Raw genomic sequence first — 25,222 nt, forward strand, 5'->3', positions numbered from 1 at the left:
CGGCTATTTTATTTTTATATATAAAGTGAAAAAATTACCATTTAACAGTCTTTCATATTTTTATCATGATAATCGAATACTACAGTCATGGTGAAAACAACGTGTTAGGACGTGAAAAAATGGCAGAGACAATATATATCAGAATGAGACATCGCATTCAAAAAAAGTCAAATGAACGGATATTTCTGAAAGATCTTGCACAAATCATTGCAACAGATGAATTGCTGTCTACACTAAAGGATGTATGTCTATACCATATTACAGAACAAGATAAGAATATTATCATTATTGATAGTACGTTAGTTATTCGCGAAATTAAAAAAATCGATAAAGAAGTAGAAATCCAATTAATAGGACCAGCTCAAACGATCATTGAGGTTGTTTTTAAGAAGAGGAAAGTAACACTTCCGTTATTTATCCTAGTTTGGCTATTACTTTTTATTGGTTCTGGATTAACGATTATGAACTTTCATGAAGATGTAAGCATGCAATCTGTCCATCAGAGAGTTTATAAAATGATTACAGGGAAGGAAGTCGAAAAACCATTAATTTTTCAGATTCCTTATTCCGTAGGATTAGGTTTAGGAATGGTTATTTTTTTCAACCATGTGTTTAAGAAACGCCTTAATGAAGAGCCTAGTCCATTAGAAGTGGAAGTATTCAATTATCAGCAGTCCTTAGATCAGTACATGATTATGCATGAAAATAAAGAAAGCATAAAAAAATCAGATGATCATTAATATCTTATTTGTGATTTTTGTCGGGTTAGCGTGGGGAATAACCGTTGGGGCTGGTTACGTAGCCTTTTTAACCGTATTTGGTATTATCCCAAGACTGACACAGCTAACCAAAACCTTTAGTAAGATTTATGCATATGAATGGGCTGCTGTTTTAGGAGCTGTTTCTGGGACACTTGCTTTCTTGAGAGAACCTAGTTTTTCCTTACCATCATTTCTACTTATCATAATAGGCATTGCAGGAGGAATTTATATTGGAATGATAGCAGCAGCATTAACAGAAGTGCTGGATGTATTCCCCCTTTTAGCAAAGCGAATTGGAATTGCTGACAAATTATTAGTATTAATGATGGCTCTTGTATTTGGTAAGATCTTTGGCTCCTTATTTCATTGGATATATTTTATTCCTTGAGGCTGAATGTAATGGAGAAGAAAGGAAGTATGGGAAATGGAAAATAGGAGAAAAGTAATCTTAATAACAGATGGAGATGAATATGCCAGAAGAGCTGTTGAAATGGTTGCGAAGGACGTTGGGGGAAGATGTATCTCTACCTCCTTTGGAAATCCAAGCAATCATAGTGGAGAAGAAATATTAACTTTTATTAAGCAAGCGAAAAATGATCCAGTACTAGTTATGTTTGATGATAGTGGCTTTGTGGGAGAAGGAAATGGCGAGAGTGCACTAAAATACATAGCTACTCATCCTGATTTAGAAGTCTTGGGAGTACTTGCCGTGGCAAGCAGAACAAGACGAGAGGAATGGACAAAAATTGATGTTGCCATCGACCAAGATGGTGAATTGACGCCATATGGAGTTGACAAATATGGAATTCCAGAAATGGAGTTAGGAAGAGTGAATGGAGATACTGTGTATATTCTAGATGAATTAAATCTTCCGCTTGTTGTTGGCATTGGAGACATTGGGAAGATGGGGAAAAAAGACTCTTATGAAAAAGGTGCCCCGATAACACGGAAAGCAGTAGAATATATTTTAGAAAGAAGTGGTTTTTATGAGCAGCAAGACAGAAAAGAAGATCCAGATATACGAAGAACTAGATAAAATCGAAAAGTATATGAAGGATCGGGTTGGGCTTGGAACTAGCTTCGATCTGGGTGTTCGAAAATTTAAAGTAATGCGAAAAGAAGTCAATTTATATTATGTAAATGGACTATGTGATAGTGCGTTGATTGCCGAATTATTGGAGCAGCTACTATTTTTAAATGATACGGATCGTAAATCGCAAGCAAGAGATACATTTGAAATCATACAGAATCAATTGGTCCACCAAAGTGTACAAGTTATTGAAAAAATGGATGAATTAGTAGACCAAGTTCTGTCTGGATTAGTAGCAGTTGTTATAGAAGGATACGATCATGGTCTTATTATTGATGTGCGAAGCTATCCAGGAAGGATGCCAGAAGAACCAGATACAGAAAAGGTAGTCAGAGGTTCACGCGATGGATTTGTTGAGAATATTATCGTTAACACTGCTATCACTAGAAGAAGGATTAGAGATGAACGATTGCGCTTTGAGATTATGAGAGTGGGAGAGCGTTCTAAAACCGATATTGCCGTAGGGTATATTGATGGAGTGGCAGATCCTGATTTAATTGAAATTGTAATAAAGGAAATGAAAAGCTTAAAAACAGATGGACTAACAATGGCTGATAAAACGATTGAAGAGTTTTTATTAAAGCAAGGCTATAATCCCTACCCTCTCGTAAGATATACGGAACGAGCAGATGTAGCTGCGACCCATTTATTAGAAGGTCATGTCATTATTTATGTCGATACATCTCCAAGTGTCATTATAACACCAGCAACTTTTTTTCATCATTTGCAGCATGCAGAGGAATATAGACAATCGCCAATGGTTGGAACCTTTGTGAGATGGATTCGCTTCTTAGGGATTATTGCCTCTATCTTTTTCCTGCCATTTTGGTTTTTAGCTGTGCTGGAGCCATCCCTGCTGCCAGAAAGGCTTGCTTTTATCGGGCCAAATGAAACAACAAACATTCCAATTGTTGTACAAATTTTCATTGCAGACCTCGGGCTTGAATTTTTAAGGATTGCTGCCATTCATACTCCAACACCATTGTCAACCGCGATGGGATTGATAGCAGCTGTTCTTATTGGGCAAATTGCGATTGATGTTGGACTATTTGTTCCAGAAGTTATTCTGTATGTATCAGTTGCTGCAATAGGTAACTTTGCTACACCTAGTTATGAACTTGGGATTGCTAACAAAATTGTTCGACTCGCCTTGTTAATCGTTGTAGCCATTTTTCATACACCTGGCTTTGTTATTGGAATGACCCTGTACCTTCTATTTTTAATTCGAACAACCACATTAAATGTTCCATATTTATGGCCATTTATTCCTTTTCATCCAATAGCTTTGTCCCAAATTCTCATTCGCCGTGCAGTTCCAGGAAATAAAATTAGACCAAGTCATTTGCATCCACGGGATCGAGTTAAGAGATAGTGAAAGTATATTTATGCGGACCGATTACTTCTTTTTAATACAGGAAATAATCTGTCCGCTCCTTTGTTAAATTAGCTAAACAGCTACTTGAGAATTGGCTGAATTTATGGTACATTTGGATAATTAAACAGAATTATTAATAAAGTGAAACTTTCATTAGCGCTTCTTTCTCAAGTTTATCACGGTGAGACTAATGTTAATAATGATGATATTTATATGTTTCACAAACAGACAAGTTCTTCTTTAAGTAGACTGTCTGTTTTTAATAGGGGATATAATTTTATAGAAGAATAGAGGGGAATCTATGCACTATTACGGAACTTCGAAAGTGAACGATGCAGGTCATCTTGAAATAGGTGGAGTCGATACGCTGGAATTAGTCGAAAAATTTGGAACACCTGTTTATGTATATGATGTTGAATTAATTAGAGAAAGGGCGAAAGGCTTTAAGCAGACTTTTGATCAACTTGGAGTAAAAGCTCAAGTAGCTTATGCAAGTAAAGCTTTTTCTACTATAGCAATGGTTCAACTAGCAAACGAAGAAGGCTTATCATTAGATGTGGTTTCCGGTGGTGAGTTATACACAGCAATCGCTGCAGATTTCCCTGTAGAAAGAATCCATTTTCATGGGAATAATAAAAGTAAAGAAGAACTTATAATGGCAATTGACAAACAGATTGGCTGCATCGTTGTCGATAATTTTTATGAGCTTGAGATGCTTACTCAACTATGTGAAGAAAAAAATAGGAAAATGTCGATCTTACTCAGAGTGACTCCTGGAATTGAGGCGCATACTCATGATTATATTTTAACTGGTCAGGAAGATTCTAAATTTGGGTTTGATTTACAAAATGGACAAGCAGAAAAAGCATTGTTAGAAGCGATTAAATCGCCGTATATAGAGGTACTAGGCCTTCATTGTCATATTGGGTCTCAGATTTTTGATACAACAGGTTTTGTTCTCGCTGCCCAAAAAATAATGGCACAGTTATCAGAATGGAAGGCCAATCATCATTTTGAATCAAGAGTATTAAATTTAGGTGGTGGATTTGGTATTCGTTATACCGAGGAAGACCAGCCTATTCAGCCAGCTGAGTATGTAGATGTAATTATCAAGGAAGTAAAGGAACAAGTTAACAACTTAGAAATGCAAATGCCGGAAATTTGGATTGAGCCAGGCAGATCTCTTGTAGGGGATGCAGGAACGACTTTATATAAAATCGGTTCACGAAAAGAAGTACCGAATGTCAGAAATTACCTGGCAATAGATGGAGGGATGAGCGATAATATTCGTCCTGCTTTATATCAGGCCAAATATGAAGCGGTACTGGCAAATAAACCGCTGCAAGCCCCAGATGAGACAGTTTCTATTGCAGGAAAGTGCTGTGAATCAGGAGATATGCTTATTTGGGACCTTCCTTTACCAAAAGCAGGGGATCATGATGTACTTGCTGTTTTCTGTACAGGAGCTTACGGATATTCGATGGCAAATAATTATAATCGAATCCCAAGACCACCTGTTGTGTTCGTGGAAAATGGAGAAGCAAGATTAGTAGTGAAGAGAGAATCATTTGAAGATTTATTACGCTTAGACTTGCCATTAAAAGAAACAGCTTCATTAAAAAAATAAAGGTAAAAAAGGGAGTCGCTAGGACTCCCTTTTTTATCTGAGTAGATAATAGTTAAGAGAAGAAAGATTTGATTGCTTCTACGATACTTGTAAAGACTTCTTTAATCTTTGCTAAAAACCCTTTTCCTTCTTCGCTTTCTAAATAGCCAGTTAATTTATCCTTTGCTTCACTCAGTTGATTTCCAACTTGATTCCAGTCAATATTAAGTTCTTTTAATTTATTAAAGAAAGAAATAAGACTTTGAAGCTGTTCATCCGTTAAACTGATATTTAATTCTTTAGCAGAATCTTGAATAATTGTTTGTACTTCTTCAACTGTTTTAGGTTTTTGCTCTGCTATTTGCTCCTTCACTTTAGCCATTAAAGCAGTAGCTTCCTCTTGTCCGATATCTTCCCCTAAATTAGCTGTCTCCACCATCTCTTCATTGGCAGCTTGCTTTACGTCTTCTGGGATAACAGTATCTGTTGAAACTTCGTATGCTTTAATAATTCCTGTTAATGCAGCTGTACCAGAAACTTCAATAGGGGCAGTAATATAAATTTTTGCATCCTTTACGCCAGCAGTAATCAAGGCATTAATGTACATTTCGTCCGTAACCCAATTGATATTTTTGGTAGTAACCTGAATTCCAGTACCTTTGTCCCCGATTGTAATGGCCGAAGAAGAAATCGCTCTAGTACCAATTAACGATTTTGAAATGTACTTCCCTAAATATTGGTGCTCTTCTTTATTAGAAACAGTAATAATTTCTGCATCTTCAGGTGCTTTCATTTCTGTTAATAAAAGCTGTTTTTGTTCCGGTGTTAAGTTTTCGCCAAGGGTAACAATCATGTCACCAACTGCTACATCAGCATAAGCTGGAATCGGTATTAATAGTAAGAAAGCTAGGACCATCCATATCCATTTATTTTTTTTCATTCGTTAACCTCCTGTTTTCCTTCTGCTGAACTAGGTGAAAAGTTGTGCTATCCATATTTGGTTAAAATAGCATAAATTTGCGTGAGATAAAATAACTACAACTAATAGACGTAACTCAACCATAATAAGTTTCCTCTTCTAGTTATATTGTCTTCTTTCCCTTTATTATTCACTATAACTCCTGAAAAAATAAAGTTTTTCTGTAGCTTTTTTGCATAGGATGCATATTTTATATAGTATTAAATAAATTTAAAGTGGTAAATATTTTGATTTAGTTTGGAAAGTAAAATGATTTTCTTTTAAGAAGCTAGATAGCCATTTTCTCAAAATCTTTATGTGTAGAATTCAGAGTTGACTTGTTCGGGGGTAAACAACAAAGCGATCAACGGGCAAGAATAATAAGAAGTGAAGGAAGTAAAGGGAATGATATTGGAAATAAATTTAAAAAAGTTTAGCGGATAAATTATTAGCAACGAAGACGAGGAGGGACAACCAGAAATTTTAGAAGTCCTTAAAAATTCTCTTCAACGGATGTATACGGATGAAAGGCCTGGATAAATAGTATTATCTCTATAAGGGTAATTTGGCATAGGTAGGAATGAATCCTTATGCTTAAAAGATTTTCATTGAAGAATATCGCTAATTTATGTATGATAGAACCAATAACATTTATCATATTTTTGGGGCGGTCCTAAATGATTCTTACAAAAGGAAGAGGATGATAAAAATTCGTTTCAGTTTCATAAAGATGAAAAATTTTTAATTTAACATCAGGAGATTGATTGAATCTTATTTTTGATGGGAAAACTGTTAGTGAATATGTTTTAAAAATAATGAGGGATATTAATGATTATTCGATATAAAAAGGCATTTGAAAAGATTGCAATGGGATTGCTTTCATTTATGCCTGCAGAAAAAGATTTAAAAGTATTACAACAAACAATTAAACAATATGAGTCGGAAGAAAATTGGCAATTATTTTTATGGAAGGATGAGGAAGATATTATTGGCTTAATAGGCGTTATCTTTGAAGATGAATCTTCCATTACCATCCAGCATATAACTGTGAATCCATCTCATCGACATCAAGGTGTTGGAAAAGCTATGGTTCAAGCTGTTAAAGGTCTTTATCCGAACCGTACATTAAAATCAAATGAATTAATTGTCAATTTTTTATCTAAGTGTAACGATGGTGTTCAAGTAGATAAATAAAAAAGAGGTGTTTTCTAAGAAGAATCCATTGAATTGGTTCTTTAAGAAAACACCTCTTTTGTGATAAGGGCGGCACTATTAAAAGTGCTTATCCTTTTGTTTTCTTTGAAGCAGTGCGTTTTCTCGTTCCTTTATAACCATACTTCTATCTCGGCTTATATGACGATGAATGATTTCAAAAGGAACCGGCTCTCTAGTTTTCCATTTCAGTCCCTTAATATGTGCTGAATCGATACAGTTCATTTCTAAGTTGTGGTCTTTAATTGGTAAATGATAGGTACAGAAGGCATGATGCTGTTTAATATGCTCTTCTTGTATCTTTAATAACAGAAGTAATTTTGAGTTATCAAGACCTAATTTCTTAATTATATCCTGCTTTTTTTCTAATAGCTGTTTGCTTTTTATGAGCGTTTTTTCTGCTCCTTTAAAATTTTTTCGTCGATGATGATAGGCAGATACTGCCAGGAGAATAAATCCTACCCAAATAGAATCTTTATTGCCAGGATCGACTTTTTTCCAATATTCCTCTAAAATTTCATGACACTCAAAATAATCTTGATCACAATGAAAATGTACGAGAAACTCTATATATTCATTCGGATACATTATTATCTCCTTATTTTTTACTGAAATTAAAATGGGGTTAACGGATCCATTATATGTCTGTTATTATATCGATAAATGATAAAAAATGTAACGATAAGACTTAAAATTAGGGAAATGGTGATTTTTCTGTTGGATAACTATTGTGTTTCGTTTATATTAATACTATCATTATTAAGTTAAAGGGATTCTATTAGGATTTTGGTGAGAATAATGCAATATAATGTGAAAATTGATAGTTTTGAAGGACCATTAGATTTGCTTCTTCATCTAATCAATAAATTGGAAATTGATATTTATGATATTAACGTCGCAGAAATTACCGAACAGTATTTAGATTATGTTCATGCCATGCAAGTGTTACAATTAGACGTAGCGAGTGAATTTTTGGTGATGGCAGCAACTCTTTTAGCGATTAAGAGTAAAATGCTTTTACCAAAGCATGAAGAAGAGTTACTAGATGATGATTTAATGTATGAGCCAGAAGAAGATTCGCGAGAAGAGCTAATTGAGAGGTTAGTAGAATATCGTAAATTTAAAGAGGCGGCAGATGATCTTAAAGAGATGGAATTAGAAAGAGGGCTTATTTTTACAAGACCTCCAAGTGATTTATCAGATTTTAACGTAAGTAATGAAGAAACCATCAAACAAGAGTTAGATGTTTCTTTATATGATATGCTTGCTGCCTTTCAAAAATTGCTAAAACGTAAAAAGTTACAGTCACCGTTAGCAACAAAAATCACGCGGCAAGAAATTCCAATAGAGAGTCGAATGGAAGAAATTGTTGGATTCTTAAGAACTCGGAGAGAGAGAACATCTTTTGCAGAACTTTTTCCAGTCGCAACAAAATCACATATTGTCGTGACTTTTTTGGCAATTTTAGAACTTTTAAAGCGTCGACAAATATTTGTAGAACAAGAAGGAAACTTTGCAGATATTTTTGTAATGGGAAAGGAAGTTGAATAACAGATTGAAAGTGAATGATTGGAAAGCAATCGTTGAGAGTCTCCTATTTGCCGCGGGAGATGAAGGATTAACGGTCAAGCAATTAATGCATGTTCTAGATATGGAGCAATTAGAAGTAGAACAATTAATAGATGAGCTAATCAAAAATTATCGCAAGGATAAAACAAGAGGAATTTCTATTATAGAAATCGCTGGTACGTATCAATTTGCTACCAAGAAACAGCATTCGGATTATCTAAAAAAGTTAGTGGAATCTCCACATGCATCTACCTTATCACAGGCTGCCCTTGAAACATTGGCAATCATTGCATACAAGCAGCCGATTACACGAGCAGAAATTGAGGAAATTAGAGGGGTAAAAACAGAACGCCCGCTTCATACGCTTTCAGCAAAAGCGCTCATTAAAGAAGTGGGTAGAGCAGAGGGAGCAGGTAGAGCAATCCTATATGGAACAACAAAAGAATTCCTAGACCACTTCGGATTAAAGAATATTGGGGAATTACCTCCATTGACAGAAAAGGAAGAAGAGTTTAATCAAGAAGAGGCTGATTTGTTTTTTGAATCGTTTCAGCAAATAGAAGAATAAAAAAGGAGTATCTAGGCAATGGCTTAGATACTTTTTTTATTATTTTTAAAATAAGGTTAATCTTTAGCTGGAATATCTATGTCCAACTCTTCACGTATTTAATAAGAACTCATTCATCAAGATCAGAGAGGACGCAATTTTAAAGACATGATGCTCATCCTTTTATCATACCTTTTATAAGAACGATAATGGAGGAAATGGAGTTGGCACATAGATGAGTAGTTATAATGAATATGTTAGAAATGTGTTGATTTGGAATCAGGAATTAAAGCAGTTATTAGAATCGGAAGAAGTTCAAAAGGAAGAGAGCATTTGGAAAAGGCTCGATAAATTTACGCAGTTAATGGAAGGTGTGCAAAGAAAACCAATCGAAACAGAGGAATTAATTAGGATTCAGCATGAAGCAGAAGAGCTTCATGAACAAATGGAAAGCTATTTTGCCCAAAGACAGCAGCTTGGAACAATATTTATAAAGGAGCCGACGATTGCAGCTGGAGAGCATCAGTTGCCGCAGTTAGCATATGCTTATGATGCCCTTGAACCTTATATTTCAAAGGAGATTATGGAACTTCATCATCAAAAGCATCATCAATCCTATGTGACAGGACTGAATAAGGCAGAAGAGAAACTAAAAGAGGCAAGAAAAAACAATGATTTTGCTCTTGTGAAACATTGGTCTAGGGAGCTAGCATTTCATGGTTCAGGACATTATCTCCATACAATTTTTTGGAATAATATGAGTCCAAAAGGTGGAGGCAAGCCTAAAGGAGCGTTACTGGAGGAAATTAGGAGTTATTTTGGTAGTTTTAAGGCTTTTAAAAATCACTTTTCGGAAGCAGCAAAAGCGGTGGAAGGTGTTGGATGGGCGCTTTTAGTATGGTCTCCACGAGCAAGGCGCCTAGAAGTTCTTCAATCTGAACGACATATGCTGTTAACCCAGTGGGACACCATTCCATTATTAGTACTTGATGTTTGGGAACATGCATACTATTTGCAGTATAAAAATAATAGAGGCGATTATGTAGATAATTGGTGGAACATTGTTAATTGGAAAGATGTTGAAAATCGATTTTTAAAAGCAAGTGAATTGAAATGGCGCCCCTATTAAAGGGAAGTCATAAGCATAATTTAATAATATCAGAAATATATGCTATAAAATATGCAGTCCGTTATAGGATTGCATATTTTATTTGTGAGGAAGCTCTATTTATTAGTCATATGCTTGTCTTTTTTTTCATAAACTTGTACAAACCATTAAAGGAGACGAGGTTGTGTTAAATGAAATTACGTAAACTTATTATTCTTACAATCATTACCTCCATTCTGTTTCTCGCCATTCCCCAAAAAAGCAGTGCACAAATGTATGTAAGTGCACAAAGTGCGATATTAATGGAACAAGACTCTGGACGAGTTATTTTTGAAAAGGACGCACATACAAAAAGAAGGATTGCTAGTATTACAAAAATAATGACCGCGCTGCTCGCGGTGGAGTCTGGAAAATTAGAGGAGACAGTGACTGTTAGTAGTAATGCAATTAGAACGGAAGGATCATCTATTTACTTACAGGAAGGGGAAAAAATTAAGCTCGAAGATCTTGTATATGGATTGATGCTTCGCTCAGGAAACGATGCCGCAGTTGCTATTGCTGAAACTGTTGGTGGAAGTCTAGATGGCTTCGTCTATTTAATGAATCAAAAAGCAGAAGAAATCGGCATGAAGAACACTCATTTTGCTAATCCTCATGGACTTGATGATCATGAAGACCATTATTCTACAGCTTACGATATGGCACTGCTTACCCGTTATGCAATGAATAATGATACATATAAAAAAATTGCTGGGACAAAAAGCTATCGTTCGGAAAGTACAAATAATGAGTGGGATCGGGTCTGGAGGAACAAAAACAAACTTTTAACAAGTCTATATGAACATTCAACAGGAGGAAAAACAGGGTATACAAAGAGAGCAAAAAGAACATTGGTCAGTACAGCGGAAAAGGATGGAGTAGAGTATATAGCAGTAACGTTAAATGATCCGGATGACTGGGATGATCATATTAATATGTTTGAAACCGCGTTTAAAACATATAAAAAAGTGCAGGTCATTGAGGAAGGGAAAATAAAAACAGTTAAAGATAAATTTTATAAAAATAAAGTTTATATAAAGTCTGATATAGAATACCCAGTGACAGAGAAAGAAGAAGATTTATTTAAGGTTGAGTATAGCTTAACAAAGGTCAAGAAAAATTGGAAAAAAAATCAGGAAGAAGTACCTGAAATAGTAGGAGAAGCAAAAATATATTTAGATAGTAAGCTTGTAGATAGCGTTCCTATTCATTTTAAACATATTAAGGCAAAAGAATCAAAAAGCTTTCTAGATTATTTTAAGAATATGTTTACAGCAATGACTGGGGTTGGCCAGGATGGTTAATTATATTTGGGCAGCACTAGCTATTATAGGAATTGTTTTTGCAGCAGTTAATGGAACGATGGATGAAGTAAATAAAGCGATTTTTTCTGGAGCAAAAGAAGCGGTAACAATATGTATTGGTCTTATAAGTGTTTTAGTTTTCTGGCTGGGGATGATGAAAATAGCAGAACAGGCTGGGTTACTTCAAAAACTTACAAATCTATTTAGACCAATAGTAGCAAAGCTTTTTCCTGAGGTTCCAAAAAACCACCCAGCGATGGGGTATATATTATCGAATATGATTGCTAATATATTTGGGCTAGGTAATGCTGCAACACCGCTAGGAATTAAAGCAATGGAAGAATTGAAAAGATTGAATGGGGGCAAGAATTCAGCAAGTAACAGTATGATTACTTTTCTTGCCTTAAATACATCATGTATTACTTTAATTCCGACAACGGTTATTGCAATCAGAATGAATTACCATTCTGATTCTCCAACCGATATAGTAGGACCAACCATTATCGCAACCATTTTCTCCTGTATAGGTGGGATTTTGATTGATCGCTATTTTTACCATAAGAGAATGAGAAAAGGGTGATGTATGATGGAGATAGTATCTTTAATTTCATTGTGGATGATTCCTTCCCTCATCGGGTTTATTTTACTGTATGGAACATTTAAAAAGGTTCCAACATACGAAAGCTTTGTTGAAGGTGGAAAAGAAGGAATACAGATTGCGTTCTCCATCATTCCCTATTTAGTCGGAATGCTTGTTTCTATATCCATTTTTCGAGCATCTGGAGCATTAGAGTTTTTTATGAGTTTTCTTAAGCCTGTATTAGACTTTATCGGTGTTCCCTCTGAAGTAGCACCATTAGCAATTATTAGACCAATATCAGGAAATGCAGCGTTGGGAATGACAAGTGATTTAATCGCAACATATGGTCCAGATTCCTTTATCGGCAGGCTTGCCTCTGTTATACAAGGAAGCACCGATACCACTCTTTATGTATTGACCGTTTACTTTGGGGCAGTAGGGATAAAGAAAATGGGGGATGCCTTGAAAGTTGGATTACTAGCGGATCTCATTGGATTTATCGCTGCTATTGTAGTTGTAACTTTAATGTTTGGTAAATAATTATAAAATGTCTTAGGGAAAGTTTGTTGTTTTGGAACTATTCCTAAGGCATTTTTGTTTTTTGTTTGGCAGATTCTTTCTAAAAGATTGTTAAGGTTAATGAGAAAAAACATCACACGATAAAAAATTTAATTTAATGAACAAATCCCTCATTTAAAGATTTCTTTGAAATTTCGTCAATTTATGTCATAATTCATAGGAATGGCAAAAAAAGAACGATCAAGGTTTTGAAATTAGTCTATTTTAATAATAGGATTAAAAATAAACGCTTAGAAGATGTTTTGTAAAAACGATCAATCATTTTTTACTGTTGAGAAATTGGATGAGGTGATTTAGATGGAAAGACTACAAAAAGTAATTGCACACGCTGGAATTGCATCAAGAAGAAAAGCAGAGGAATTAATTCTTGAAGGAAAAGTAAAAGTTAATGGAAAAACAGTTAAAGAACTAGGTGTGAAAGTAGGCTCTAACGATAAAATTGAGGTAAGTGGAATTCCTGTTGAGAGGGAAGAACCAGTTTATTTTATCCTCTATAAACCAAGAGGGGTAATTTCTAGTGTCAATGATGATAAAGGAAGAAAAGTAGTAACGGATTATTTTTCTGAAATTGAAGCAAGAATTTATCCTATAGGACGCTTAGATTATGATACTTCAGGTATCATTCTTTTAACAAATGACGGGGAATTTGCAAACCTTATGATGCATCCAAAAGGAGAAATTGAGAAGGTATATGTTGCAAAAGTCAAAGGCATCCCTGCTCGGGAGAAAGTAAAGCAACTGGAAAGAGGGATTATGCTTGAGGATGGAAAAACAGCCCCTGCCAAGGCAAAAATTCTCTCTGTCGATAAGAAAAAAGGAACAAGTATTGTCGAACTGAAGATTCATGAAGGAAGAAACCGCCAAGTGAGAAGAATGTTTGAGGCGATAGGAACACCTGTAATGAAATTAAAAAGAGAAAGATATTCATTCTTAAATTTAAATGGCTTACAGCCTGGAGATGCTCGTGAATTAACTGCACATGAAGTGAAATTACTAAGAGCAGAAGCGCAAAAGAAAAAAGGATAACCAATATATTTTTGTATTCTTCAGCGTCTATGTCCTTGCATTGCATAAAAATGCTTACCTACTTAATACGGCAGAAATAACACAAAAATGTTCATAAAAGTTTCACATATTGCAATGGATGATAACAATATCTACATGATAATAATGCTATAATAATTGTGGAAGATTAGATAAATCATTTATATAAATTACTATGTAACTGGAAAAATGCAGTATAAATAATAGACGATAATATAAATTGCTATTACAAATAAACATGGCACTTATTTATACATGCAGCTAACGAAACAGCAAAAAAAACAATCGTTTCGTGTATTTTTGTTAGGAGGGTATGAACGATGGAGAAAGAAATAAAAATCCTAGTGGTAGATGACGAAGAAAGAATTAGACGTCTTCTAAAGATGTACTTAGAAAGAGAAGAGTTTATTGTAGAAGAAGCGGAAGACGGAATGAGTGCTCTTTCTAAGGCATTAAACACAGATTATGATGTTATCTTACTCGATCTAATGATGCCTGGTAAAGATGGTATGGAGGTATGCAAGGAGCTAAGAGAAAAGAAGACTACTCCAGTAATTATGCTTACAGCCAAGGGAGAAGAAGTAAATAGAGTTCAAGGATTTGAAGTTGGAACAGACGATTATATCGTAAAGCCATTTAGTCCAAGAGAAGTTGTTCTTCGAGTAAAAGCTATATTACGTCGCTCTACTAAAACGACTTTTGAGCAAAGTGATAGTTCTTCAAAAGATGTCATCATCTTTCCAGCATTAACTATTGATCATGATGCACATCGCGTATTGGCTAGTGGAAAAGAAGTAAGTTTAACTCCAAAAGAATATGAACTGCTATATTTCTTAGCTAAGTCACCAGATAAAGTATTCGATAGAGAATTACTCTTAAAAGAAGTATGGCATTACGAATTCTTTGGTGATTTAAGAACAGTCGATACACATGTTAAACGATTAAGAGAAAAGTTAAACCGTGTATCAGAAGAAGCAGCAAGCATGATTGTGACAGTTTGGGGAGTAGGATATAAGTTTGAGGTTAACAATGGATGAAGTTTTGGCGGAGCGTAGTATTTAAGCTTTGGATTACTTTTTTATTATTGGTTTCCGTTGTATTAACGATTCTAACAATCATGCTTCTTGAGTATTTTGAGCAGTATTATACAGAGCAGACGGAAACAGAATTAACAAATACTGCGACAAAAATATCGGAAATAATGAAAGAGCATAATAATCAAATAGGATTAGAAATTGTTGGAGAACTCCTTGATCATTCGACAGGGGCCATCATCGTTTCCTCTCCAGATCAAGTTTATTATTACCCAGAGAATGGCTTGCAAGAACTTTCTTATTCTTTCATTCAGGGAAATGAAGACTTAAATAAGGTGATGACAAGCAATAAGACAGCTGTTGTAAGGACAGAATTAACAAATAAAGACAATAAACCTGAACAAGTAGCGATTGTCGGATCCCCTCTCCATGTAAATGGAGAGGATGGAGCTGTTTTTATTTATCAGTCCTTACAATCGATGAATGAATCTAAACAATCCACCGCCAAATTTATTGTGTTAGCAGCTGTTATTGCGATTATTTTAACAACGATTTTTGCTTTTTTCCTTCTAACAAGAATTACTGCTCCGTTAAGAAAGATGAGAGAGGCTGCATTTGAAGTTGCCCAAGGTAATTTTGCAACAAAGGTTCCCATCATGGCACAGGATGAAATTGGCGAACTTTCCATCGCATTTAATGAAATGGCGAAAAGATTAAACTTTAATATGAATGCCTTAAGTCAAGAAAAAGAGCAGTTAGATAATATTCTAAGTGGAATGGCAGATGGAGTGCTAACCCTTAATCGAAATGGTAGTTTATTACTTACGAATCCTCCTGCTGAGAAATTTTTGCAGCATTGGTATTATGAAAAAGGCGAATTAAGTGATATGCATGCGCAAATCCCAGAAGAACTACGTAAGTTGTTCCAGCTTGCTGTTCATACGGGTAATGAACAAATAGATGAAATCACTTTACAAGGAAGAAACTGGGTAATGATTGTCAGCCCTTTATATGATAAGAAGGATATTAGAGGAGCAATTGTCGTCATTCGCGACATGACAGAGGAACGTAAATTAGACAAGCTTCGGATTGATTTTATTGCTAATATTTCTCACGAATTAAGAACGCCAATAAGTATGTTACAAGGATACAGTGAAGCGATTGTGGATAATATTGCTGAGTCAGAAGAAGAAAAGAGAGAGATGGCTCGTATTATTTATGATGAATCATTACGAATGGGTCGTTTAGTCAATGAATTTTTAGATTTAGCCAGAATGGAAACAGGTTATCTTGAATTAAGGAAGGAAGCAATTGATTTATATCCTTTTATTAATCGCGTAGCGAGAAAGTTTAATGCTATCGCTAAAGAAAAAGAAATCACCTTTACTGTCTCTATATCGGAGGATATGGGGGAATACGAACTTGATCCAGATCGTATCGAACAAGTTCTAACCAATATTATGGATAACAGTATGCGTCATACCCCAAGTGGTGGAACAGTCTTTTTAAGAGGCAGATCGGATGATTATGGAGTGTATCTAGAAGTAGAGGATACCGGTTCTGGAATTCCAGAGGAAGATTTACCATATGTCTTTGAGCGCTTTTATAAAGCAGATAAAGCTAGAACGAGAGGCAATGCTGGGACAGGCTTGGGATTAGCTATTGTCAAAAATATTATTGATTCCCATGGCGGAGATATATCTGTTTATAGTAAATATGGGCGAGGAACGACATTTTTTATCTTTTTACCTCGAAATAAAGAAGAAAATTAGAGAATGTGCCGATTCTTCTTGATTCACAAGAAACAATTTAACATAATAGAACGTATGGGGTGTCTAAAAAAGTATTTGGCCCTGCAAGGTATTTTCCATTTTGTATGTATGAAATTGTTACATACAGATATAACTTGTGAGGTCAAATTTTTCTGGGCATCTTTTCTTGTGTTTACAGACTAATGGAATAATTACATATAACGAGTGAAACTAAATAAGTTATATTTACGACTAATATAGTGAACGGGGGAGGGAATGAGATGAACTCCGTTTTTGATGAAATCTATAATAAGTATCATCATGACGTTTTTCAATTTTTATTTTATATGGTGAACCATAAAGAAACGGCCGAAGATTTAATGCAAGAGGTCTATATTCGTGTACTTAAATCTTATCATCGCTTTGAGGGGAAAAGCTCTGAAAAAACCTGGTTATTTAGTATTGCAAGGAATGTCGCAATAGACCACTTTCGCAAACAAAAAAATTGGAAAGACCGTATCATGGATAAGTTCGACTGGTCGAAACAGCAAGTAAAAGCAGATGGATTTTTACCAGAAGAAATCACCTTGCAATCAGAAGAAGTAAAAGGTGTTTATCATGCCTTGCAATATTGTACAGTAGACCAACGGATGGTTATTGTGTTTCGGTATATTCAAGAATTATCTATTGCTGAAACAGCCAAAGCACTAGGATGGACAGAAAGCAAAGTCAAAACAACCCAGCACCGTGCCCTCAAAGCACTGCGGAGCATTTTAGAAGAGTACGATGGAGAGGAGGATTCTTATGCCGAAACAAAAGTGGAATGATGACAAAATTAAACTGGTGCTTAAACAAATGCCGTATATAAAAGATGAAAGAAGTCCAGAATTCATCTATCATACGATTCAAATGAAAAGGAAGAGAGAACGAAAATCGCGCAGATTAATGCCTGTTCTGGCCACTGTATGTACGGTTATGCTCCTGTTCATTATTAGTCAAAGCTTCTTTGATAGTAATAGAGAGGACTCCTTTAAGGGTGAAAGCAAGATGGCTGATAATTCTGCTGAAATGAAAAATAAAAGCTATGATACAGCTGAGACCGCTGAAAGTGAAAATTATGACATGGCAGACGAACAAGAAGAAAGACGAACTACTTCACTCATCCCATCGGCTATTTACGAGAATGAGGTAGGAAAGCAAGAATTATTAACGTATCCAATACCAGATAAAAATGTCCAAGTTATTGTTCCTGTCAGCATTTTAGTAGAAAATCCAAATCAGCTGTCTAGATTTGATTTGTATGTTGAAAACGTGAAGAAAGTAATAGGTGTTAACAAACAGTTAAGCAGCAATTTTCCGATTAGTCCAGAGCTGTTTGCATATGATTTAAGAGATGATTACATCGAAGTAAATGTGAAACAGGATTTTGCAAATTTTGGTTCACATTCTGAAGACTTTTTTAATACAATGGTTCAGCAGCAGTTACAAACCATTGGCGCCAAGAAAATGGAGTTTTATACAGACGGTAAACTAGGAGCAGTACTAGGAAATCGCGAAGAAACAAGTATTGATTATAAACCATTAGAGAATAGAGCATATTTTCTTTTAGAGAATGATGAATCAGATGATCAACCATTATATGTGCCTTGGGAAAAGCCATATGATACGATTGAAAATGCTTTTGATGCCATGGAAGATAATATGGAGACACATGGTTTGGTAGCTTCTATCCCTGATACTATTGATATTGATAAGGTTTCAAAAGACGAGAATAAGGGAGAACTAGTTGTTCATTTATCTAATGAAAGTAAAATGGAAGAAGACCAAAAAACATTACATGCGATTGAGTCCATTTTATTAACAGCGAAAGATTTTAAATATTCTACAGTAAAGTTTGAGAATACCAATGTTAAAGAAGTAGGTGGATTTGAGCTAACGAAAGAATTAGATGTTCCGGTTGCCGCCAATAAAGTTGATATTGAGCAATAATAAAAGAGAATCTTTTTTATTAGTACTAGTAAAGTTATATAAAAGATAATATTACAATCGTTCATTTACGTGCTTTAGCACTTTATATAGAGAAAAAACATATTAAGATAGGGTTTGACATAAGTATTTCAACAAAATAAAACTCCGAACAATTATATGTATATCCTAAAAATTCGAATAATTGTTCTGGAGTTTTATTTCATTTAAGAAAGAAAGTGTGTGGTCATCATCTGCAGACTGAATACATTTCGCTTTCCATAGGACGAGCGCCGATCCACTTCGTTATTTCGAACTACTAAAAACCTATATAATGAATAAATTTTCAGATAAATGATATATAAATAGAGATGCTTAATCATTATTTAACTTATCAGTTATATCCCACAATAGACCAACAATAACTCCTAAAAAAATAGATATTCCATATAAATGGGTCATATCAGTAGTGCTAATAATACTTAATCCAGTATGGACTACCCATCCCGCTACTCCTCCAGCGATTACACTCACAAATGTTAAGTTTCCACTTCTCCTTTTAATATTTTTTTTCAAACTGTACACTCCTTTAATAGCTTTTTCCTATTAGTATTAAGAGAATATTTGTATAACCTAAATCTCCAAAAGATTAAGAACAATTCTTTAACATTCTATTTTATTTTAACATAAATTTACAAAAAACTTGTTTGAAAATAAGAATTATATAAGAAGTGAACTTTAGTGTACTTAGTATGAATATCCATAATCAGCCATACATAAGAAAGAAAATATAAAAAATCCAATATGAGGTCTGCTAATGGTTATGTTTTTTACGTTTACCCCTTAGTCTCGCTATCCATTTTTTAGGATGTTTTAATTACCCTAGAATAAAATCAGAAAGAATGTAGACAATATATCTTGTCTCTTTCCAATTAAAATCAGCTATTGGCACATACATAAGAAAGATATGCATTTTTCTCTATGTATTCTATAGTTCTAACCTTTAACATGTACTCATAAGTTGAAAGAGAAGATTGGAGAGGGACAGATAGGAAACTTGTGTGGAGAGTATTCTATATATCTTTGCAGGCGATTAAAACATACATAGAATGCTGATAAGCGAATAGGATAGTGAGTTAAGCGCTCTTGTAAAGAAATCTTCTCTTCTTGTGGAATTCTTTATAACGATTGGTATGATATTTTATCAACCAAAAGCGAATAGATAGTATTCAACAGAACACGATCATAAATAGAATGTCGGGCACGGACAGAATAGGAGGATACCAAATGGGAGACTATATTAGGAGGATTCTTATAGCTGCTATTATGCTTTTGTTCATCAGTTTATTATTTTTAGGAGGGAAGCATTCTCAAGCACAGTCTTTCTCCTTAGCGGAACGAACAAAAACGTGGACTTGGCCCAGTGAAGGAATTATTACGGATACCTTTAATACTAGAAATGGTGCACATAAAGGAATAGATATTGCAGGAAATTTGGGAGAAGACGTTTATGCAGTTGATGAAGGAATTGTAACCAGATCTTATTATTCCCAATCTTATGGAAATGTTATTTTTGTTAAACATAAAAATGACCTTGAAACGGTCTATGCTCATTTGAATAAACGATTCGCAAAGGAAAAGCAATTGGTAAAAAAAGGAGAAGTAATCGGTGAAATGGGCAATACAGGACAGTCTTCTGGTGTTCATTTGCATTTTGAAATACATAATAAAGAGTGGACTATTGCAAAGGAAAACGCTATTAATCCATTTTTAGTTTTAGGAGAAGTAGAGGTAGGACAGACAGTGAAAATAGCTGTGGAAGAAGAGAGTGAGGCAGCCATAACAGAGCGATCCGAAAACCTTCCCCACAGACCACATGCGAACTTAGTTCACGAGGAAGAAAAGAAGTTAGAAAAAGAATACATAAGGAGAAGTATAGAGGAAATGGAAATTAATATAGAAGAAGATAACTCGGAATTATCGACGATACCCTACAAAAAAGCAAGTATTTATTTGAAAAGTAGTAAGTATCTTTTATTTTAGAAGACACAAGTGAGGATTATACATAAAAACTATATAAAGAAAGGTAAAAAAGTGAGCTTTTCTGAGTGATGAACCACGAAAAGAGTTCACAAGATACTATGTTCTAGTAATGAATAAATATAATAGTATTTTGTGAATTCTTTTTGAGTTTAAATGACAATATTTGTGAATTTATGAACAAAGTTTGAATTTATAAGCAAACTTCTTCACAAATATTTATTCTTTAGGGTATAATAACTTATGTAATAAAACAAATTAATATTGGTCTATCTTCGGGGCAGGGTGAAATTCCCGACCGACGGTGATGAGTTTGTACTCAAAGTCCGTGACCCTACTACGGTAGGTTGATTTGGTGAAATTCCAAAACCGACAGTAAAGTCTGGATGGGAGAAGATGGAGGTTCTGCAATCGTTCAAATTATCTATTAAGAACGTTTATTAAGTTTGCGTACCTTTAATTACTCCCTCAAGTCTCTAGAGCTTGAGGGTTTTTTATTTGGTGCATTCCTAATAAATTGCTGAATCTTTCTTCTTAGGTAGATGGATCCTAATTAGAAGGAGAGAAGAAAATGAAGAAAAAAATGAATGTAAGAAAGTATGTTTTAATTGGGATGATGAGTAGTTTAGCATATGTGCTAATGATGCTCAAATTTCCGATCCCACCTTTTCCAAGTTATTTAAAAGTTGATTTTAGCGATATTCCAGCTTTAGTTGCTGCACTTATTTTAGGTCCAGGGGCTGGAATATTAGTTGAGTTGATTAAAAATATATTAGATTATTTAATAACCGGAAGTGATACTGGAATTCCTGTTGGTCATTTCGCGAATTTTATCGCTGGAATTTCTTTCATCTTACCGACTTATTTTATGTATAATGCAATTAAATCCAAAAAAGGAATGGCTATCGGCTTAGCCCTTAGTATTATCATAATGACAGGATTATTAAGTTTGTTTAATTACTTTATTATGTTGCCATTCTATAATACATTAATGAAAATACCGACTGATACAACTTTATTAAAACAAACGGTTCTTTCAGCGATTATTCCATTCAATTTGTTAAAAGGAGTAATCATTTCTATCATTTTTGCATTAGTATTTTCAAAAATGGGTGTATGGATTAATAAACAAATCCCTTCCAGAAATGTTTAATCAAGAAAAACAGTTCAGTGTCTATCTGAACTGTTCAGACTGTCGACAAACTCCTAATTCAGTAATTAGGAGTTTGTCTTAGTTTATACATATACATTCTTTTAAATAAGAGTTGATTTCCGTTGCAGGGATTCGCTTTCCGTGGGGCTCGCGCTGAGCCGCTTCGCCCTAAAGGCCTGCAGGGTCTCAGACTGTCTCGCAGATCCCACAGGAGTCTCACCCCTTCCACTCCAATCAATGCATAATAATTCCATTTGCATTTCCTAAATTCCTTTTGTCAACAAGCTGAACAGTTCAGTGTCTATCTGAACTGTTTTTTTTTATGGCTCGAACCGTTAAATATAAAAGAACAGAAAGGAATTATTATCCCTTTCTGTTCTGTGTATGATAAAGAGCACTATTCGAATTTAAGAGGATCTCCATCAAAGGATTCGTCGCTCACTTTAATCGAATCTGTCGGACAACCTTCAAAAGCATCTAACATATCATCTAATAATACTTCAGGTACTTCCACTGTTCCTTGATTATCATCTAACATAACGAAAGCAATCCCTTCGTCATCGTAGTCATAAATATCAGGTGCCGCTGCTCCGCAAGCTCCACATGCAATACATGTGTCTTTATCAACAATTGTATATTTTGCCATGAGTAAAAAAACCTCCAGTGTTATTCATACGGAGTATATACATGACTAGCATACTCCTTACTATTATCTTATTGTAAGACTGAATCTTTAACTTTTCAATATAAAAGAAAGATAAAAAGTAGAAAATAAGAACTACCTTTCTTAAAATAGTCAAAAATTCAAACGCTTCCCAATGTATTTAAAGTCCTTTTCATTGAAAAATATGTGAAGGATGTGTTATCAAATTACACTATAAAATAAAATTCATGGTAAAATATAAGAAATGTTACAAACAAATTTCAACAAAATTTGTCAAACTGAAGGAAGATGAAAATATGTCCTTTTTTAAAATGATCATTTTAAAGTGTCTATATAAAATGAATGGAGAAAGAACTATTTACTCTATTCTTCATATATTAAATGGAAAAAAGTCATCCCAAACCATCCAAGATATCCATATTTTTCAGCTGACCTCCCTATTTCAGTCATTCCCTTTATTAACAAGAGAGCAACTGGATCAAATAATCTATACTTTACATAAGGAAGAATGGCTGGAAAAAACAGGAGAAAATCATTATTTTGTTAAAAATGATAGAAAGCTAGAATTAGAAGTATTACTGAAGGAAAATCCATTTCCTAGATATTTGAAAGGCTGGAGATATCATTCAGTAACTGGGCCATATTGGCAAAGACTTTCTTTATTTGTACAAGTTACTTCTCACTTATCGAAAAAAAGTAATCACTATATGCCGATACAAAGAAATCCTGCAACACAACTATGGTTGAAGGATACTTTATATACTATGTCGTCTATAGATAGAAGTAAAATGAATCACTATCTCTACCAAGAAATAGTTAACTGTCTGGAAGAGAGTGAATTAGATCCTTTACTTCTTATTATCCGACTAACCGGAAGTGATAGAATAGGTCTAACTTCAGAGCAAGCAGCAATAGAATTGGAACTAGATCCTTACTATTATCAGTTATCTTTCCTTGCTATTCTTCATTACATGATAGAAAAAATTCTATCTGATAAGGGGGAGTTTCCACTGTTAAGTCAAATGATTAAGGAAGGTAAGAAACCATTTACACTTACGGAGTCAACGGCTAAAACATTTAATTTAATTCAAAAGGGGTTAAGTATCGAGCAAATTGTTCGCGTGAGAAATTTAAAACAAAGTACAATTGAAGATCATATTATTGAAATACTGTTGAATGTGCCTAACTTTCCTATGGCTAATTTAGTGAGCAGTGAGAATATAACAAAAATCAAAGCATGTATGGAACAATCGCCTTCTAAATCTTTAAAGGTAATTAAGCAGCAATTAGCAGATGTTTCCTACTTTGAAATACGTGCAGTGATGGCAGGATACGGTGATTTTTCATGAATTTAGAAGCAATCTTAAAAAAGTACTATCAGTTAAGTGCTTTTCGAGGTGGGCAAAAAGAAACGATAGAATCCATTCTTAACAAGAGGCACACATTAGCGATGCTGCCAACAGGGACAGGAAAGTCTTTGTGTTATCAATTAGCTGGCAAGCTTTTGGAGGGAACGGTAATTATTATTTCTCCTCTCTTGTCACTCATGCAGGATCAAGTGGAGCAAATGAAAATGAAAGGGGAAAAAAGAGTCGTTGCTTTAAATTCCTTTTTGAACCCGACAGAAAAGAATAAAGTATTACGCCAAATTAAGCAATATAAGTATATCTTTATATCCCCAGAAATGATTTCATTTCCACATATCATTGACCAGCTGCAAAAAATGGAAATTAGTCTATTCGTTATTGATGAAGCCCATTGTATTTCCCAGTGGGGATACGATTTTCGACCAGATTATCAAAAATTAGGGGAGATTCGACAAAAATTAAATAATCCCTTAACTTTAGCTCTAACCGCAACAGCAACGGAAGCAGTTCGTGAGGATATTATAAAGTCCTTACATCTAGAAATGGTAGAAGAAATCATTTATTCTGTCGATCGAGCAAATATTGCTATAAATATAGAAGAAGTCTCACACGTTCAAGAAAAAGTGGACAAGCTTTTAGAATATATTCAAAGGCTTGATGGGCAAGGAATTGTGTATTTCTCTAGCAAAAAGCTAGCTGAACAAACAGTAGCTTTTTTAAAAGAGAAATCTTCCAAACGAATAATGGCATACCATGGCGGGATGACACAAGAAGATCGTATTCTTGTTCAACAGCAATTCCTAGCAGGACAATTAGATGTTATTTGTGCAACAAGCGCCTTTGGGATGGGGATTAATAAGGAAGATATTCGTTTTATTATTCACTATCATCTGCCAACACAATTAGAATCCTACCTTCAGGAAATAGGCAGAGCTGGTAGAGATGGCAATCCGAGTGTTTCCATCATCCTGTATACTCCAGGCGATGAGTGGATTGCTTATCAGTTAATTGAATCGGAATTGGCAGATGAATTACAAATCAATCAGTGGAAAGCACGCTTAAAAAATTTCCCTTCATTTGAAGCATGGCAGAAAAAAGAGGGATATCAATTAGAAATGCTATTTACCGAGACCCAATGGCGCGTGTTGGAGTCTTATATTGAACCGAATAATAAAACGGTCTCCGAGCTATTGCATTCTCTAAAATTATATAATGATTTTAGAGAAAATCGGGTAAATGAAAAAAGACGTAAAGTGCAAGACCTAATGGAATGGCTACACTCTATATCTTGCCGGAGAAGGTATATATTAGAGTATTTCGGAGAAAAGTACGAAAGCAAAGAAAATGAAAATTGCTGTGATAGATGTGGAATAGAGTTATCCAATTTCTATCATAAAAAAAGCATGGAGGATGACGAGGTACTAGTGGATTGGAAGAGTCAGCTGGCATTTATTTTAAATATAAAAAAGTAGGATA

25 protein-coding genes and 1 riboswitch are annotated in these 25,222 nt (G+C 34.6%); of the genes, 21 read left to right on the top strand and 4 right to left on the bottom strand.

Annotated elements, in window-relative coordinates; all coding sequences use genetic code 11:
• Positions 1-119: 119 nt before the first annotated feature.
• From NiCM35_RS12065 to lysA, 5 genes are all read left to right on the top strand, one after another.
• Positions 120-740: a stage V sporulation protein AA gene (locus NiCM35_RS12065; protein ID WP_095331945.1), complete on the top strand. Its 621-nt coding sequence runs from the start codon at positions 120-122 to the stop codon at positions 738-740.
• Positions 730-1,149 carry a stage V sporulation protein AB gene (locus tag NiCM35_RS12070; protein ID WP_164463645.1) on the top strand — a complete coding sequence of 140 codons (420 nt, stop codon included), beginning with the start codon at positions 730-732 and terminating at the stop codon, positions 1,147-1,149. The genes NiCM35_RS12065 and NiCM35_RS12070 overlap by 11 nt, the downstream gene beginning before the upstream one ends.
• A gap of 36 nt (positions 1,150-1,185) precedes the next feature.
• Entirely contained in the window at positions 1,186-1,797 is a 612-nt protein-coding gene (gene spoVAEA / locus NiCM35_RS12075; RefSeq protein WP_123257860.1) for a stage V sporulation protein SpoVABEA, read from the top strand.
• A complete protein-coding gene (locus NiCM35_RS12080) occupies positions 1,748-3,223 on the top strand; it encodes a spore germination protein (protein ID WP_433779644.1) in 1,476 nt (491 codons plus the stop codon). The genes spoVAEA and NiCM35_RS12080 overlap by 50 nt, the downstream gene beginning before the upstream one ends.
• A gap of 304 nt (positions 3,224-3,527) precedes the next feature.
• Positions 3,528-4,853 carry a diaminopimelate decarboxylase gene (lysA, locus tag NiCM35_RS12085; protein WP_095331759.1) on the top strand — a complete coding sequence of 442 codons (1,326 nt, stop codon included), beginning with the start codon at positions 3,528-3,530 and terminating at the stop codon, positions 4,851-4,853.
• 52 nt (positions 4,854-4,905) lie between these two features.
• Here the strand turns inward: lysA and NiCM35_RS12090 are convergent, their stop codons facing one another.
• A complete protein-coding gene (locus NiCM35_RS12090) occupies positions 4,906-5,772 on the bottom strand; it encodes a DUF1002 domain-containing protein (protein ID WP_123257859.1) in 867 nt (288 codons plus the stop codon).
• An 846-nt stretch (positions 5,773-6,618) separates the two neighbouring features.
• Here NiCM35_RS12090 and NiCM35_RS12095 point away from each other — a divergent pair.
• A complete protein-coding gene (locus tag NiCM35_RS12095) occupies positions 6,619-6,984 on the top strand; it encodes a GNAT family N-acetyltransferase (protein ID WP_095331763.1) in 366 nt (121 codons plus the stop codon).
• A gap of 78 nt (positions 6,985-7,062) precedes the next feature.
• On the opposite strand, the gene NiCM35_RS12100 is transcribed toward NiCM35_RS12095, so the two are convergent.
• Positions 7,063-7,590 (bottom strand): DUF309 domain-containing protein, encoded by a 528-nt coding sequence (locus NiCM35_RS12100; RefSeq protein WP_095331765.1) that lies wholly within the window; start codon positions 7,588-7,590, stop codon positions 7,063-7,065.
• A gap of 210 nt (positions 7,591-7,800) precedes the next feature.
• On the opposite strand from NiCM35_RS12100, the gene NiCM35_RS12105 reads away from it, so the two are divergent.
• The 11 genes from NiCM35_RS12105 (at position 7,801) to NiCM35_RS12155 (ending at position 18,546) form a co-directional block, all read left to right on the top strand.
• Complete coding sequence (locus NiCM35_RS12105) at positions 7,801-8,553, top strand: segregation/condensation protein A (protein WP_095331767.1); 753 nt, start codon at positions 7,801-7,803, stop codon at positions 8,551-8,553.
• A 4-nt stretch (positions 8,554-8,557) separates the two neighbouring features.
• Positions 8,558-9,139 carry an SMC-Scp complex subunit ScpB gene (gene scpB, locus NiCM35_RS12110; protein ID WP_095331769.1) on the top strand — a complete coding sequence of 194 codons (582 nt, stop codon included), beginning with the start codon at positions 8,558-8,560 and terminating at the stop codon, positions 9,137-9,139.
• Between the two features lie 214 nt (positions 9,140-9,353).
• Positions 9,354-10,247: a superoxide dismutase gene (locus NiCM35_RS12115; protein WP_095331771.1), complete on the top strand. Its 894-nt coding sequence runs from the start codon at positions 9,354-9,356 to the stop codon at positions 10,245-10,247.
• Between the two features lie 170 nt (positions 10,248-10,417).
• The gene (locus tag NiCM35_RS12120) at positions 10,418-11,569 is read left to right on the top strand and encodes a D-alanyl-D-alanine carboxypeptidase family protein (protein WP_123259273.1); all 1,152 of its coding nucleotides are present in this window, start codon (positions 10,418-10,420) and stop codon (positions 11,567-11,569) included.
• The gene (locus NiCM35_RS12125) at positions 11,562-12,149 is read left to right on the top strand and encodes a nucleoside recognition domain-containing protein (RefSeq protein WP_095331775.1); all 588 of its coding nucleotides are present in this window, start codon (positions 11,562-11,564) and stop codon (positions 12,147-12,149) included. Before NiCM35_RS12120 ends, NiCM35_RS12125 begins: the two co-directional genes overlap by 8 nt.
• Positions 12,150-12,155: 6 nt before the next feature.
• Positions 12,156-12,689 (top strand): spore maturation protein, encoded by a 534-nt coding sequence (locus NiCM35_RS12130; RefSeq protein ID WP_095259116.1) that lies wholly within the window; start codon positions 12,156-12,158, stop codon positions 12,687-12,689.
• Positions 12,690-13,025: 336 nt separating this feature from the next.
• Complete coding sequence (gene rluB / locus NiCM35_RS12135) at positions 13,026-13,754, top strand: 23S rRNA pseudouridine(2605) synthase RluB (protein WP_095259115.1); 729 nt, start codon at positions 13,026-13,028, stop codon at positions 13,752-13,754.
• A gap of 338 nt (positions 13,755-14,092) precedes the next feature.
• Positions 14,093-14,809 carry a response regulator transcription factor gene (locus NiCM35_RS12140; protein ID WP_095331777.1) on the top strand — a complete coding sequence of 239 codons (717 nt, stop codon included), beginning with the start codon at positions 14,093-14,095 and terminating at the stop codon, positions 14,807-14,809.
• Positions 14,806-16,578 (top strand): ATP-binding protein, encoded by a 1,773-nt coding sequence (locus NiCM35_RS12145; protein ID WP_095331779.1) that lies wholly within the window; start codon positions 14,806-14,808, stop codon positions 16,576-16,578. Before NiCM35_RS12140 ends, NiCM35_RS12145 begins: the two co-directional genes overlap by 4 nt.
• A 260-nt stretch (positions 16,579-16,838) precedes the next feature.
• Positions 16,839-17,384 (top strand): RNA polymerase sigma factor SigX, encoded by a 546-nt coding sequence (sigX, locus tag NiCM35_RS12150; protein ID WP_095331781.1) that lies wholly within the window; start codon positions 16,839-16,841, stop codon positions 17,382-17,384.
• Positions 17,362-18,546, top strand: coding sequence for a GerMN domain-containing protein (locus NiCM35_RS12155; protein ID WP_171509700.1), 1,185 nt, complete (start codon positions 17,362-17,364; stop codon positions 18,544-18,546). Before sigX ends, NiCM35_RS12155 begins: the two co-directional genes overlap by 23 nt.
• Positions 18,547-18,897: 351 nt before the next feature.
• On the opposite strand, the gene NiCM35_RS12160 is transcribed toward NiCM35_RS12155, so the two are convergent.
• Positions 18,898-19,098 carry a hypothetical protein gene (locus tag NiCM35_RS12160; RefSeq protein ID WP_123257857.1) on the bottom strand — a complete coding sequence of 67 codons (201 nt, stop codon included), beginning with the start codon at positions 19,096-19,098 and terminating at the stop codon, positions 18,898-18,900.
• A gap of 711 nt (positions 19,099-19,809) precedes the next feature.
• Between NiCM35_RS12160 and NiCM35_RS12165 the strand changes: the two genes are divergently transcribed.
• The gene (locus NiCM35_RS12165) at positions 19,810-20,565 is read left to right on the top strand and encodes a M23 family metallopeptidase (RefSeq protein ID WP_123259275.1); all 756 of its coding nucleotides are present in this window, start codon (positions 19,810-19,812) and stop codon (positions 20,563-20,565) included.
• A 264-nt stretch (positions 20,566-20,829) separates the two neighbouring features.
• A riboswitch (FMN riboswitch) is annotated at positions 20,830-20,964 on the top strand.
• A gap of 169 nt (positions 20,965-21,133) precedes the next feature.
• Positions 21,134-21,715, top strand: a complete 582-nt coding sequence (locus tag NiCM35_RS12170; protein ID WP_047940335.1) for an ECF transporter S component — start codon at positions 21,134-21,136, stop codon at positions 21,713-21,715.
• A gap of 397 nt (positions 21,716-22,112) precedes the next feature.
• Here NiCM35_RS12170 and NiCM35_RS12175 read toward each other — a convergent pair whose 3' ends face one another.
• Positions 22,113-22,361: a ferredoxin gene (locus NiCM35_RS12175; RefSeq protein WP_047940337.1), complete on the bottom strand. Its 249-nt coding sequence runs from the start codon at positions 22,359-22,361 to the stop codon at positions 22,113-22,115.
• A gap of 314 nt (positions 22,362-22,675) precedes the next feature.
• On the opposite strand from NiCM35_RS12175, the gene NiCM35_RS12180 reads away from it, so the two are divergent.
• Positions 22,676-23,728, top strand: a complete 1,053-nt coding sequence (locus tag NiCM35_RS12180) for a YpbB family protein (RefSeq protein ID WP_164463644.1) — start codon at positions 22,676-22,678, stop codon at positions 23,726-23,728.
• Positions 23,725-25,218, top strand: a complete 1,494-nt coding sequence (locus tag NiCM35_RS12185; protein WP_123259276.1) for a RecQ family ATP-dependent DNA helicase — start codon at positions 23,725-23,727, stop codon at positions 25,216-25,218. Before NiCM35_RS12180 ends, NiCM35_RS12185 begins: the two co-directional genes overlap by 4 nt.
• Positions 25,219-25,222 lie beyond the last annotated feature (4 nt).

It is taken from the genome of Niallia sp. M35, from assembly GCF_050971705.1.
GTDB lineage: Bacteria > Bacillota > Bacilli > Bacillales > Cytobacillaceae > Niallia > Niallia circulans_A.